At 60.9% G+C, this 13,557-nt stretch carries 10 protein-coding genes; 6 read left to right on the top strand and 4 right to left on the bottom strand.

Annotated features, from left to right (window positions below):
* Positions 1 to 111: 111 nt before the first annotated feature.
* From CKW14_RS20875 to CKW14_RS20860, 4 genes are all read right to left on the bottom strand, one after another.
* Positions 112 to 408 (bottom strand): hypothetical protein, encoded by a 297-nt coding sequence (locus tag CKW14_RS20875; RefSeq protein ID WP_095049070.1) that lies wholly within the window; start codon positions 406 to 408, stop codon positions 112 to 114.
* 188 nt (positions 409 to 596) lie between these two features.
* Complete coding sequence (locus CKW14_RS20870; RefSeq protein WP_095126048.1) at positions 597 to 1,940, bottom strand: sodium:proton antiporter; 1,344 nt, start codon at positions 1,938 to 1,940, stop codon at positions 597 to 599.
* Positions 1,941 to 2,030: 90 nt separating this feature from the next.
* A complete protein-coding gene (locus CKW14_RS20865) occupies positions 2,031 to 2,888 on the bottom strand; it encodes a glucose 1-dehydrogenase (protein ID WP_095126047.1) in 858 nt (285 codons plus the stop codon).
* 208 nt (positions 2,889 to 3,096) lie between these two features.
* The gene (locus CKW14_RS20860; RefSeq protein WP_095049067.1) at positions 3,097 to 4,251 is read right to left on the bottom strand and encodes a MalY/PatB family protein; all 1,155 of its coding nucleotides are present in this window, start codon (positions 4,249 to 4,251) and stop codon (positions 3,097 to 3,099) included.
* 334 nt (positions 4,252 to 4,585) lie between these two features.
* Between CKW14_RS20860 and fdnG the strand changes: the two genes are divergently transcribed.
* From fdnG to selB, 6 genes are read left to right on the top strand one after another with little or no spacing between them, the layout of a single operon-like run.
* Positions 4,586 to 7,651: a formate dehydrogenase-N subunit alpha gene (fdnG, locus tag CKW14_RS20850; RefSeq protein ID WP_141231813.1), complete on the top strand. Its 3,066-nt coding sequence runs from the start codon at positions 4,586 to 4,588 to the stop codon at positions 7,649 to 7,651.
* On the top strand, positions 7,652 to 8,587 hold the full coding sequence (gene fdxH, locus CKW14_RS20845) for a formate dehydrogenase subunit beta (protein WP_093431371.1): 936 nt from the start codon (positions 7,652 to 7,654) through the stop codon (positions 8,585 to 8,587).
* On the top strand, positions 8,584 to 9,249 hold the full coding sequence (locus tag CKW14_RS20840) for a formate dehydrogenase subunit gamma (RefSeq protein ID WP_095126045.1): 666 nt from the start codon (positions 8,584 to 8,586) through the stop codon (positions 9,247 to 9,249). Before fdxH ends, CKW14_RS20840 begins: the two co-directional genes overlap by 4 nt.
* Positions 9,250 to 9,252: 3 nt before the next feature.
* Positions 9,253 to 10,179, top strand: a complete 927-nt coding sequence (fdhE, locus tag CKW14_RS20835; RefSeq protein WP_095049064.1) for a formate dehydrogenase accessory protein FdhE — start codon at positions 9,253 to 9,255, stop codon at positions 10,177 to 10,179.
* 60 nt (positions 10,180 to 10,239) lie between these two features.
* The gene (selA, locus tag CKW14_RS20830; RefSeq protein WP_176471318.1) at positions 10,240 to 11,643 is read left to right on the top strand and encodes an L-seryl-tRNA(Sec) selenium transferase; all 1,404 of its coding nucleotides are present in this window, start codon (positions 10,240 to 10,242) and stop codon (positions 11,641 to 11,643) included.
* Positions 11,640 to 13,556 carry a selenocysteine-specific translation elongation factor gene (gene selB, locus CKW14_RS20825; RefSeq protein WP_095126043.1) on the top strand — a complete coding sequence of 639 codons (1,917 nt, stop codon included), beginning with the start codon at positions 11,640 to 11,642 and terminating at the stop codon, positions 13,554 to 13,556. The genes selA and selB overlap by 4 nt, the downstream gene beginning before the upstream one ends.
* The last annotated feature ends 1 nt before the right edge of the window (position 13,557 follow it).

Raw genomic sequence — 13,557 nt, 5'->3', positions numbered from 1 at the left:
TGGTCAGAATCTGCGTTCGACTCGGTATCTCAGGTCGGCGTACCTCGACCATTCACCTCGGTCAGTTCCCTCTCCCTTTGGGAGAGGGTTAGGGTGAGGGGCTGTTCTGGCTCATTCCACAGTTTCAAGCTCTCGACGCAATGCCGACGAGTTCTGCGAGGACATCGGGATCGGCGGGAAGTCTTCGTTCAAGACGCACAAATGGTCGATGGCATCTTCAAACATCGAATCGGCTTTCTTGCGCAGCGCGCGGTATCGCTCAAACTGTTCAATGTCCAGATCGGCCACGTCGAGCAGCGCATTGGCTGCGCGGTTGAGGGTGTGGGCGTTATCAAACAATTGACGATTGCGTTCCAGAGCCAGTGCTCTGCAAGCCTTGATTTGCGCAGGAGTCGAGCATTCTTTCATGACCGTGACCTTAATCTTCAAGGATTCCGTTTCATAGGCGTAGCGCCGCAGGGGAACCGAACCTGCCGGGCCCCGCCGGACATATCCGGCGAGGGGTTATGCTTGTGACTGCCGGCCATTAATCAGGGATCCATTTTTTTACAGAAAAAAATTCGATCAATTCGCCGAATAAATTCGCAAATCAAAAATCAGTTTTTTTGTTTTTTGCGCTGTTCGTAACGGGCGAGGATCGGTTGCGTGCTGATGCCATGGAGCAAGATGCTCAGCGCCACCACCGACAAGGTCAGATCGGTACACAGGCTGGCCACCGTGTCGGTCAGCCCGTGGTTCAAGGCATAAAACAGATAGAACAGGCTGCCGATACCGCGAATGCCAAACCAGCCGATCAACAGCCGTTGCCTTCCTTTGAGCAGTGCGCCCCAAGGCATCAGCGCGACGCAGGCCGGGCGGATCAGGCAGAACAGCAAGCCGCCCACCAGCAACGCCCGCCAGTCCCAGTGCGCCACCAGCACCACGCCGAGCAGGGTCACCAGAAATACTTCCATGGCGCGCTCGACCAGACTGCCGAACGACAGCATGTCGCCCATCATGATCCCGGCGGCGACCTGGCTGCTTTCCAGCCGTTCGGTGTCGCCGTGCACCGCGTGCTGCGGTTCGACGTTCTGATGACCGACCACCGGCTGCACCAAGTGCTCGGCGGGCGGTTGCCCGGCGCCGGTGGATTTGACTTCGACCTGACGCAGGCCCAACCCGGCAGCGAACACCGACAGAAAACCATAGCCGCCAATCGCTTCGGCAACGACATACGCCAAGGCAATCAACGACAACGCTAGATAGTCGTTCGGGCTGAGCGTGCTGTCGTCATTGTGAATACGCAGCGACAGGGTCACGCGGCCGATACCTCGGCCCATCCAGTAACCGGTGAGCAGACCTGCGGGCACCGCCCACAACAAACTGCGCAAGACCCAGCCCTGCCACTCGGCGGCAGAGCCATCACCGTGAATCAACAACAAGCCGAGAATCACAAACGGAAAGGCTACCCCGTCATTCAACCCGGCCTCACCCGACAGGCCGAAACGCACGCTGTCGACATCCCGCGCATCATTGACCTGCACCAACGCCGCCAGCACCGGGTCGGTGGGCGCCAGCATCGCGCCGATCAACAACGACGGCCCCCACGGCAAGCGCAAAGCAAAATGCAGCAGCAGGCACACCCCGGCGATGGTCAGCACCATTACGGGGCCGGCGAGGCCGAAGGCGATTCGCCAACGCTTGTCGCGCAGCGGCAGGCGCAATTTCAGGCCGCAGACGAACAGAGAAAACAGCACCGCGACTTCTGTCAGGTGCTCCATCCACAGCGAGGCGTCTTCCAGGGATAGTTTCAGCAGATCAAGGCCACTGGGGCCAATGCCAATTCCCAACAGCAAACAAACCGCCGAGGTGGTCACCGGCATCCAGCGCAGGTATGACGACGTCAGTGCCAGGGTCAGCAGCACGGCGCCGAGTACGGCGACCCACACGATAAAACTCATGATCTGCCGCCCTCAAATGTTTGATGTGACGGCAATCGCACCGTGTTCAATGGGCCTTCAGTTTTACTGTAGGCGTTGGCGAAGGCGTCATCACAACATCGGTTTACCACCGGTCACGCCATAGCGCTGGCCGGTGATATAACTGGCTTCGTCCGAGGCCAGCAACACGTAGATCGGCGCCACTTCCACCGGTTGGCCGGGGCGGCCGAGCGGGGTGTTGCCGCCGAAGTTCTGCACTTCTTCATCGGGCATGGTCGAGACGATCAGCGGCGTCCAGATTGGCCCCGGTGCCACGCAGTTCACGCGGATTTCCTTTGGCCCGAGCATCTGCGCCAGACCGCCGGTGAAATTGGCGATCGCGCCTTTGGTGGTGGCGTAGGCGAGCAGGGTGGGTTTGGGCATGTCCGAGTTGATCGAGCTGGTGTTGATGATCGACGAACCGGCGCGCATGTGTTTTATCGCGGCCTGACACAAGCGGAAGATCGCAGTGATGTTGACGTCGAAGGTCATCACCCATTCCTCGTCGGGGATTTCTTCGAAGGTTTCGTGGGTCATCTGGAACGCGGCGTTGTTGACCAGCACATCGATTCGGCCGAAGCGTTCCACGGTCTTGTCGACCAAGGCCTGGCAATGGGCCTTTTGCGCGATATCGCCCGGCAACAGCAGGCACTGGCGCCCGGCCTGCTCGACCCAGCGCGCGGTTTCCTTGGCGTCCTCGTGTTCATTCAGATAGGCGACCGCCACGTCAGCGCCTTCACGGGCGAAAGCAATGGCCACGGCGCGGCCGATACCGCTGTCAGCGCCGGTGATCAGGGCAATCTTGCCGGCCAGTCGCCCGGAACCGACATAGCTTTGCTCGCCGCAATCGGGATAGGGTTCCATCTTGCGTTGCGAACCGGGAACGGTCTGGGCTTGTGCGGGGAAGGGTGGTTTTGGATAGTCGGTCATCGCGGGTCTCCGAGGTCTCATGGCTGGTATGGGCGGTTGACCCGGGGTGTTTGCCGTGAGTTCGATCGGATTTACGCCGGTCTTCAGACTCGATACAGAACCTGTGGGAGCTGGCTTGCCAGCGATAGCTATGTATCAGTCGACATTAATGTTGAATGTCAGACCGCTATCGCTGGCAAGCCAGCTCCCACAGGGTTTAGTGGTGGTTTCAGGTGTGGCGTTGTGTCAGGGCGCGCTCCATGCGGGCGATACCTTCTTCCAGCAATGAACGCGGGCAGCCAAAGTTCAGACGGACGAACTGCTGGTGTTGATCGCCGAAGTCCAGACCGGCGCTGAGGCCCACCTTGCCCTGCTCAAGGAAGAACTGCTGCGGGTTGTCCAGGTCCAGCGCCGAGCAATCCAGCCACGCCAGATAGGTGCCCTGCGGCACATTGATGGTCACGCCCGGCAAGCGCTTGCGCACCGCTTCTACCAGCCAGTCGCGATTGGCTTGCAGGTAGGTTTTCAGCTCGGCCAGCCACGGCCCGCCTTCGCTGTAAGCCACGCGGGTGGCTTCCATGCCCAGCGGGTTGACGCTGTCGACCATGCCGCAACGGGCGTGATTGACGCGTTCGCGCAGGGCAGCGTTCTGAATGATCATGAACGAGGTCTTGAGGCCGGCGATGTTGTACGCCTTGCTCGCCGACATCAGAGTGATGGTGCGCTCGGCGATCTCCGCGCTCAGCGACGCGGTCGGAATGTGCACGCGACCGTCGAAGCACAGCTCGGCGTGGATTTCGTCGGAGATGATCCACGCGTCCTGCGCTGTACAAATGTCCGCCACCGCTTGCAGCTCTTCACGGCCAAACACCTTGCCAATCGGGTTGTGCGGGTTGCTGAGCAACAGCGCGCCACCGCCGTTCAGCGATTCACGCAATACGTCCAAGGGTGTCAAGTAAGTGCCGTCAGCCTGCGCGACGAACTCCAGTTCAACCTTGTTCAACCCCCAATTCCCCGGCGCATGGCGCAGTGGCGGGTAGTTGGGCACTTGCACCACGACGTTCTGCTGTGGCTGCACCAGCGCTTTCAAAGCCATGTTGAAGCCCGACTCGACGCCCGGCAGGAAAATCAGCTCCTGCGGTTTGACCTTCCAGGAAAACTTGTTCCAGAGGTCGGCGACGATGGCTTCACGCAGGTTGTCCTGCGCCACGCTGTAACCCACCAGCGGATGCAGCAAGCGTTGTTGCAGCGCCTCGATCACCACCGGCGGCGCGGCGAAATCCATATCAGCGACCCACATCGGCAACACGTCGGCCGAATAGCGGCTCCACTTGGTGCTGCCGGTGTTGTGGCGGTCGAATACCTGATCAAAATCGAAAGTCATGCGCGGTCTCGTGAAGGCGGAATGGTCCTGCGGGGCATGATAAACCCTTGTCCCTTTGGAAACACACTCAAACCCTGTGGGAGCTGGCTTGCCAGCGATAGCGGTGGGTCAGTCACCATCATTGTTGGAGGAGCCGACGTCATCGCTGGCAAGCCAGCTCCCACAGGGTTTGCGGTTGTTAGTAGGAGTGCCGACAAACGGCCGACGGTCGGTTTTCACACAGATCGTGTGGTCATTGTCTACAGTGAAAAAGTCGGCAGACGTTTGCCGCAACCGTGATTGTCCAGATAAAACCCGGCACCAGTACCGGGTTCCACCTGATCAGGAGTGCACGATGGATCTCAGCCGTCGTCAGTTCTTCAAGGTCGCCGGTATCGGCCTTGCAGGCTCTAGCCTGGGCGCGTTGGGCATGGCCCCGACGCCAGCCTTCGCCGAGCAGGTGCGCCACTTCAAGCTTGCCCACACCCATGAAACCCGCAACACCTGCCCGTATTGCTCGGTCGGTTGCGGGTTGATCATGTACAGCCAGGGCGATGCCGCGAAGAATGTCGCGCAAAGCATCATTCACATTGAGGGCGACGCCGACCACCCGGTCAACCGCGGCACCCTCTGCCCGAAAGGCGCAGGCCTTCTCGATTTCATTCACAGCCCCGGCCGTTTGCTCTACCCGCAAACACGCAAGCCCGGCAGCAGCGAATGGACACGAATCAGTTGGGACGAAGCGCTTGATCGCATCGTCGACCTGATGAAAGCCGACCGCGATGCCAATTTCATCGAGAAGAATGCCAACGGGCAAACGGTGAATCGCTGGCTGAGCACAGGGTTTCTCGCCGCATCGGCGGCGTCCAACGAAGCCGGCTACATCACCCAGAAGGTGATTCGCAGTCTTGGCATGCTGGGGTTCGATAACCAGGCGCGTGTCTGACACGGCCCGACGGTGGCAAGTCTTGCCCCGACGTACGGCCGTGGTGCCATGACCAATACTTGGACCGATATCGCCAACGCGAATCTGATCCTGGTGATGGGCGGGAACGCAGCAGAAGCGCATCCGTGCGGCTTCAAATGGGTGACCGAGGCCAAGGCGCACAACGCTGCGCGGCTGATCGTGGTTGATCCGCGTTTTACCCGGACCGCGTCCGTGGCCGACTATTACGCGCCGATCCGCACCGGCACCGACATCGCCTTCATGGGCGGGTTGATCAATTACCTGCTGACCGAGGACAAGATCCAGCACGAATACGTGCGCAACTACACCGACATGTCGTTCATCGTCAGAGCAGGCTACGGCTTCGAAGACGGGATCTTCAGCGGCTACGACGCGGAGAAACGCAGCTACACCGACAAATCCGGCTGGGGTTACGAGATGGGCGACGACGGTTTCGTCAGAGTCGACCCGACCCTGCAAGACCCGCGCTGCGTCTATCAACTGATGAAGCAGCATTACAGCCGCTACACCATCGACCTCGCCAGCCAGATCTGCGGCATGCCGGTCGATGCCATGCAGAAAATCTGGGAAGAGATCGCCACCTGCTCGACACCGGGCAAGACCATGACGATTCTCTACGCCCTCGGCTGGACGCAGCACTCGATCGGCGCGCAGATCATTCGCAGCGCGGCGATGGTGCAATTGCTGCTGGGCAACGTCGGCATGCCCGGCGGCGGTGTGAACGCCTTGCGCGGTCACTCGAACATTCAGGGCTTGACCGACCTTGGCTTGCTCTCCAATGCGCTACCGGGCTACCTGACCCTTGGCAGCGACACCGAGCAGGATTACGCCCAGTTCATCCACAAACGCACGCAAGTCCCGCTGCGGCCGGGGCAATTGTCCTATTGGCAGAACTACAGCAAATTCCACGTCAGCCTGATGAAGTCGTGGTACGGCGCAAACGCCACTGCCGAGAACAATTGGTGCTACGACCATTTGCCGAAGCTCGACATCCCCAACTACGACGTCCTGAAGATGTTCGACCTGATGAGCCAGGGCAAGGTCAACGGCTACTTCTGCCAGGGCTTCAACCCGATCGCCGCGCTGCCGGACAAGAACCGCGTGATGGGCGCCTTGGCCAAGCTGAAATGGCTGGTGGTGATGGATCCGCTCGCTACCGAAACCTCGGAGTTCTGGCACAACGTCGGGCCGTACAACGATGTGAAAAGCGCGGAGATCCAGACCGAAGTCATTCGCCTGCCCACCACCTGTTTTGCCGAAGAGGACGGCTCACTGGTCAACAGCAGTCGCTGGCTGCAATGGCACTGGAAAGGCGCCGATGGCCCGGGCGAAGCGCAGACCGACATTCGCATCATGAGCGAGCTGTTCCTGCGCCTGCGCAAGCGCTATCAGGCCGAGGGCGGCAAATTCCCTGATCCGCTGCTGAAACTGACGTGGCCGTACAAGATCCCCGACGAGCCTTCGCCGGAAGAGTTGGCCAAGGAAATCAACGGCAGTGCCGTGGCCGATTTCACCGATGCCACCGGCGTCGCGGTCAAGGCCGGCTCACAACTGGCAGGTTTCGGCTTGCTCAAGGATGACGGCAGCACTGCGTCCGGTTGCTGGATCTTCGCCGGCAGCTGGACCGAGGCCGGCAACCAGATGGCCCGCCGCGACAACGCCGATCCGTACGGCATGCATCAGCATCAAGGCTGGGCCTGGGCCTGGCCGGCCAACCGGCGGATTCTCTACAACCGCGCTTCGGCGGACGTCGCCGGCAAACCGTGGGACCCGAAAAAACGTCTGGTGTGGTGGAACGGCAAGGCCTGGGGCGGCACCGACGTGCCGGACTACAAGGCTGATGTGCCGCCGGAAGCCGGGATGAACCCGTTCATCATGAACCCCGAGGGCGTGGCGCGGTTCTTCGCCGTCGACAAGATGAACGAAGGGCCATTTCCCGAGCACTACGAGCCGTTCGAAACGCCGATCGGCATCAACCCGCTGCACCCGCAAAACAAGAAAGCCACCAGCAACCCGGCGGCGCGGATCTTCGATTCGGTCTGGGAAACCCTCGGCGAGGCCAAGGACTTCCCGTACGCCGGCACCAGTTACCGGCTCACCGAGCATTTCCACTTCTGGAGCAAGCATTGCAAGTTGAACGCGATTGCCCAGCCTGAGCAGTTCGTCGAAATCGGTGAAGTGCTGGCGAAAGAGAAGGGAATCGCTGCCGGTGATCGTGTGCGCGTCAGTTGCAAGCGCGGGTTTATCGAAGCGGTGGCGGTGGTGACGAAAAGGATTCGGCCGCTGCAGGTCAACGGCCAAGTCGTGCATCAGATCGGCATCCCGCTGCATTGGGGGTTCACCGGCCTGACGCGTCACGGTTACCTGACCAACACCCTGGTGCCGTTCCTCGGCGATGGCAATACCCAGACCCCGGAATCCAAGTCATTCCTGGTCAACGTGGAGAAACTGTAAATGGCCAGCCAAGACATTATTGCCCGCTCGGCCACCACCACGGTGCCGCCATCGGTGAGGAATCAGGAAGCGGTGGCGAAGCTGATCGACACCACCAAATGCATCGGCTGCAAAGCCTGCCAGGTCGCCTGCTCGGAATGGAACGAACTGCGCGACGAGGTCGGCCACAACCACGGCACCTACGACAACCCGCAAGACCTGAGCGCGGAAACCTGGACGTTGATGCGCTTTACCGAGCACGAAACCGACGCCGGCAACCTCGAATGGCTGATCCGCAAGGACGGCTGCATGCACTGCGCCGAGCCGGGTTGTCTGGCGGCGTGCCCGAGTCCCGGTGCGATCATCAAGCACGCCAACGGCATCGTCGATTTCGATCAGGATCACTGCATCGGTTGTGGCTATTGCATCACCGGTTGCCCGTTCAACATTCCGCGCATTTCGCAGAAGGATCACAAGGCCTACAAGTGCACCTTGTGTTCGGATCGCGTGGCGGTAGGGCTGGAACCGGCCTGTGTGAAAACCTGCCCGACCGGCGCCATCGTCTTCGGCACTAAGGAAGACATGAAGGAACACGCCGCCGAGCGCATCGTCGACCTGAAAAGCCGTGGCTTTGAAAACGCCGGTCTGTATGACCCGGCAGGTGTTGGCGGCACGCACGTGATGTACGTGCTGCACCACGCAGACACGCCGAAAATCTATGCTGGTTTACCGCAAGATCCGGCAATCAGTCCGTTGGTGGGCCTGTGGAAAGGCATCAGTAAACCGCTGGGCCTGCTGGCCATGGGTGCGGCGGTGCTGGCCGGGTTCTTCCATTACGTGCGCATCGGCCCGAATCGCGTCGAAGAAGATGAACATCCGACGCCGCCCGACACCTCGGTGCATGTCGTCGATCCGGCGGTGCACACCTTCGATCCACGCGGGGAGGACCGGCCATGAGCAACAAGACGATCCTGCGTTACACCGCCAACCAGCGCACCAATCACTGGCTGGTGGCGATCCTGTTTTTCATGGCCGGGTTGTCCGGGCTGGCTTTGTTTCACCCTTCGCTGTTCTGGCTGAGCAACCTGTTTGGCGGCGGGCCGTGGACGCGGATTCTGCATCCGTACATGGGCATAGCCATGTTCGTGTTTTTCCTCGGTCTGGTGCTGAGTTTCTGGCGCGCGAACTTCTTTATCAGCAACGACGGCAAGTGGATGCGCCGCATTGATCGCGTGCTGGTCAATGACGAAGAAAGCGTGCCACCGGTAGGCAAATACAACGCCGGGCAAAAGCTGCTGTTCTGGACTTTACTCCTGTGCATGCTGGGTTTGCTGTTCACCGGGCTGGTGATCTGGCGCGCCTGGTTCAGTGCGTATTTCGGCATCACCGTGATTCGCTGGGCAATGCTGCTGCATGCGCTGGCCGGGTTCATTCTTGTGCTGAGCATCATCATTCACATCTACGCCGGGCTGTGGATCAAGGGTTCGGTGGACGCGATGATGCATGGCTGGGTAAGCCGCGCTTGGGCGAAGAAACACCATGAACTCTGGTATCGCGAGGTGACCCGCGATGAACGCCAACCGGACGTGCCGGAGCGACCGATCACCAAAAAGGGCTGACTTTTGCCAACCATTCTTGAACCTGGGGAAATCGAAGCGGCGGCGAGTTCGCCGCCGTTTCTGCATCTGCCGCCTTCGAACCTGTTTGCGCTGCGGGCTGATCGACTGGAACAACTGGCCGAGGGGCATGCGCTGGCAGAGTACCTGCGACTGATTGCCGGGTTGTGCCGGGTTCAGCAGCAGGTGTTTGATGATCCGCCGCTGACGGCGCCGTTTGATCAGCAGCGGATCGAGGCTTGTCAGCAGCATGGTTTGCCGCCGTTCGCGGCTGATAGCTTGGTGCGCGAAGAGGGCTGGCAGGCTTATCTCGAAGCTTTGCTGCAGCGTTATGAACCTGATGAACAGCCCGCCGTCATTGAGGCGGTGACAACGTTGCGGGTCGCCAGTCCCGGTCAGTTGCGTGCATGGGCCGTGGCGTTGGTCAGTGGCCAATACTCAATGGTGCCGGCGCAACTGGTGCCGTTTCTTGGCGCAGCGCTGCAAGTGGCCTGGAGTCACTGGCTGCTCAGCGCGGCGAATCTGCAACTGAAACCCGGCGACAGCCTCAGCCAATGCCCGGCGTGCGGTTCACCGGCGATGGCCGGGGTGATCCGCCATCGCGGCAAACACAACGGTTTGCGTTATCTGGTCTGCTCGCTGTGCGCCTGCGAATGGCATGTGGTGCGGGTCAAGTGCGTGTATTGCGAGTCGAGCAAGGGTCTGGATTATCTGAGCCTTGAGGACGATCGCCATGCTGCCAATCAGGCGCCGCTTAGGGCGGAAGTCTGTCCGGGCTGCAACAGCTATCTGAAACTGGTGTATCTGGAGAACGATGCCGATGCCGAGGCGTTGTCGGCGGATCTCGGCAGTTTGCTGCTCGATATGCGTCTGGCTCAGGATGGTTTTCAGCGGCTGGCACCGAATCTGTTGCTCGCACCGGGAGACGAATGACCTCAAGGTCTACACTCTTGTTTTTCACTGCGGGGCGCAGTGAACTGTCTCCAGGAGTGACTGATGTCCCTGCGGTTACCTTCCATTGATGGTGTGTTGCGTCATCCGGCCTGTGTGCCTTTGCTTGAGCGTCATGGGCGTGAATCACTGCTGGCGGGTTTGCGCCAGTTGCTCGATGAACTGCGCCCCGGTGTGTTGAACGGGCAATTGTCAGCCGTCGAAATCAGCCCTGAAGTGCTCGCTGGCCGCGTCAGTGAACGCCTGCTCCAGCAACAACGCAGCCACGTGCGCCGGGTCTTCAACCTCACCGGCACGGTGCTGCACACCAACCTTGGTCGCGCCTTGTTGCCCGAAGAAGCCATCGACGCGGTGCAAATGGCCGCGCGTTATCCGCTCAATCTGGAATTCGATCTGGCCAGCGGTAAGCGCGGTGATCGTGATGATTTGATTGAAGGCCTGATCCGCGAACTGACCGGTGCCGAGGCCGTCACCGTGGCAAATAACAACGCCGCCGCCGTGCTGCTGACACTCAACAGTCTAGGCGCGCGTAAGGAAGGCATTATTTCCCGTGGCGAGCTGATCGAGATCGGCGGCGCCTTCCGCATCCCCGACATCATGGCCCGCGCCGGCGTGCGCCTGCATGAGGTCGGCACGACCAATCGCACCCATGCCCGCGACTATGAAGCGGCGATCAACCCGCGCAGCGGTTTGATCATGCGTGTGCACGCGAGCAATTACAGCATCGAAGGGTTTACCGCTCGCGTGCCGACTGCGGAATTGGCCGAGTTGGCCCATCGGCATGGTTTGCCGTTGCTGGAAGATCTGGGCAGCGGCAGCCTGTTGGATTTGACCCGTTGGGGATTGCCGGCGGAACCGACTGTGCGGCAGGCGCTGCTGGATGGCGCGGACATCGTCACCTTCAGCGGTGACAAGTTGCTTGGCGGCCCGCAGGCAGGGTTGATCGTTGGGCGCAAAGAACTGATTGCGAAGATCAAGAAGAACCCGTTGAAACGCGCTTTGCGCGTGGACAAGTTGACCTTGGCGGCGCTGGAGGCGGTGCTGGGTTTGTATCGCGATCCCGATCGCCTCGCTGAGCGTCTGCCGAGCTTGCGTCTGCTCACCCGGCCGCAGGCAGATATCTTTGCGCAGGCCTCACGCTTGCAGCCCTTGATGGCTGAAATCTTGGGGTCGGTTTGGCAGGTTAGCGCAGTCGAGGCCTTGGGCATGATCGGCAGCGGTAGCCAACCGGTGGCGCGTTTACCGAGTGCGGCATTGTGTATGCGCCCGCAAGTCTCCAAGCGTTTGCGCGGGCGTTGCCTGCTGAATCTGGAAGCGGCGTTGCGCGCCTTGCCGATCCCCGTGCTTGGGCGGATTGACGACGATGCCCTGTGGCTGGATCTGCGTCAGCTCGACGATGAACCAGCGTGGCTCGCGCAATTGCCGCAGTTGCAGGTCGAGTCGTGATCGTCGGCACGGCGGGGCACATCGACCACGGCAAGACGTCGCTGCTACAAGCGCTGACCGGGCAAACCGGTGACCGCCGCCCGCAGGAACGCGCGCGCGGCATGACCATCGACCTCGGTTATCTCTACGCTGAACTGGAACCCGGCGCGGGGCTGACCGGGTTTATCGACGTGCCCGGCCACGAGAAATTCACCCACAACATGCTCGCCGGTGCGCAGGGCATCGATCTGGTCTTGCTGGTGATCGCCGCAGACGATGGCGTGATGCCGCAGACCCGCGAGCATCTGGCAATTGTCGAATTGCTCGGCATCCCGCGCGCCGTGGTGGCGATCAGCAAATGCGACCGGGTCGAGGCGGGCAGGGTGGAGGAGGTTCAGCGGCAGGTGCTGGATTTGCTTGAGGCCGGGCCATTTGCTGAAGCGCCGATCGTGCTTGTGTCGAGCGTGACCGGGCAGGGCGTTGATGAACTGCGCGAGACGTTATTGCAGACGCAACGTGAAGTACTGGAGCGCAGCCGCGAAGGTGGTTTTCGCCTGGCCATCGACCGCGCGTTCAGCGTCGCCGGTGCGGGGATTGTGGTTACCGGGACGGCGTTGTCGGGCACAGTTGCCGTCGGCGACAAGCTCACCCTCGGGCCATCCGGAAAATCGGTCAGGGTTCGCGGCTTGCATGCACAGAATCAACCCGCCGAACTTGCTGTTGCCGGCCAGCGGGTGGCGTTGAACCTGACCGGCGAACGCCTCGAACTTGCGCAGATCCATCGCGGCCAGTGGCTGCTCAGCGAATGGCTGCACGCGCCAACACAACGGGTCGACTTCGACTTTAAACTGCTGCCCAGCGATCGCACGTTCGAACACTTTCACCCGGTACATGTGCACCTCGGTACGCAGGACGTCATCGCTAGGGTGGCTTTACTTGAAGGCCCGCGGCTGAGTCCCGGCGAGCGCATGTTCGCGCAACTGCTGATCAATGCGCCGGTGCATGCGGTGAAGGGCGATCGCCTGATCCTGCGCGACCAGAGCGCGCAACGCACCTTGGGTGGCGGTCAGGTCCTCGACCCGTTCGCCCCGGCGCGACAACGGCGCAGCCCTGAACGTCTGGAGCAACTACGCACCTTGGCCTCCGGCGGCGAACTCGAACATGTCTTGCCCGTGCTGCTCAACTACAGCGCCGGCGGCCTCGATCCGCAAAGGCTGGAGCGCCAGTTCAATCGCCCGCGCGCGTCGTGGTCGTTAGCGGAAAACGTCCGCCTGATCGACACCCGCCAGGGCCCGGTACTGTTCAACGTGCAGCGCTGGGCGCAGTTGAAATTCACCCTGCTGGAACAACTCACACAGTTTCATGAACAGGAGCCCGACCAGATGGGCCCCGACCGCGATCGCCTGCGCCGCTTCAGCGGTCTGGCGCTGGAGCGTTCGACGTTTGTAAGTTTGCTGGATGAATTGCTGGCGGCCGGATCGATCCAAACGAGCGGCCCATGGCTGCACCTGCCTGAGCATCAGGTGCGCCTGAACGCCGAAGACGAAACCCTCTGGCAACAACTGCAACCGCTGTTTGAAAACGCCAAATTCGACCCGCCGTGGGTGCGCGACATCGCGAAAATGCTCGGCCAGGACGACGCCGTCGTGCGCCTGCTGCTGCGCAAACTGGCGCGCTTGGGTCTGATGCATCAAGTCGTACGCGATCTGTTTTTGAGTGACGCGCAACTGCGCCAAATGGCTGACGTGTTGTTAAAACTGGCCAAGGAAAATCCGCAGATCCAGGTGACAACCTTCCGCGATGCGCTAGGCTTGGGACGCAAACGCTGTATTCAGTACCTCGAATATTTCGACCGCGTCGGCCTGACCCGACGCCTCGGCGAATCCCGCCAGATCCGCCCCGACAACGCGCTGGCCAACGCCTGCGCACAATGAG

The sequence above is a fragment of the Pseudomonas sp. Irchel s3a12 genome, from assembly GCF_900187485.1.
Lineage (GTDB): Bacteria > Pseudomonadota > Gammaproteobacteria > Pseudomonadales > Pseudomonadaceae > Aquipseudomonas > Aquipseudomonas neuropathica.
The sequence above is the reverse complement of the archived record's forward strand: the minus strand, read 5'-3'. Positions and strand labels throughout refer to the sequence as shown.

Excerpts from the sequence above, each read along its gene's own strand:
- CKW14_RS20875 (WP_095049070.1), bottom strand. The coding sequence starts at position 408 with ATGAAAGAATGCTCGACTCCTGCGCAAATCAAGGCTTGCAGAGCACTG.
- CKW14_RS20870 (WP_095126048.1), bottom strand. The coding sequence starts at position 1,940 with ATGAGTTTTATCGTGTGGGTCGCCGTACTCGGCGCCGTGCTGCTGACC.
- CKW14_RS20865 (WP_095126047.1), bottom strand. The coding sequence starts at position 2,888 with ATGACCGACTATCCAAAACCACCCTTCCCCGCACAAGCCCAGACCGTT.
- CKW14_RS20860 (WP_095049067.1), bottom strand. The coding sequence starts at position 4,251 with ATGACTTTCGATTTTGATCAGGTATTCGACCGCCACAACACCGGCAGC.
- fdxH (WP_093431371.1), top strand. The coding sequence starts at position 7,652 with ATGGCCAGCCAAGACATTATTGCCCGCTCGGCCACCACCACGGTGCCG.
- CKW14_RS20840 (WP_095126045.1), top strand. The coding sequence starts at position 8,584 with ATGAGCAACAAGACGATCCTGCGTTACACCGCCAACCAGCGCACCAAT.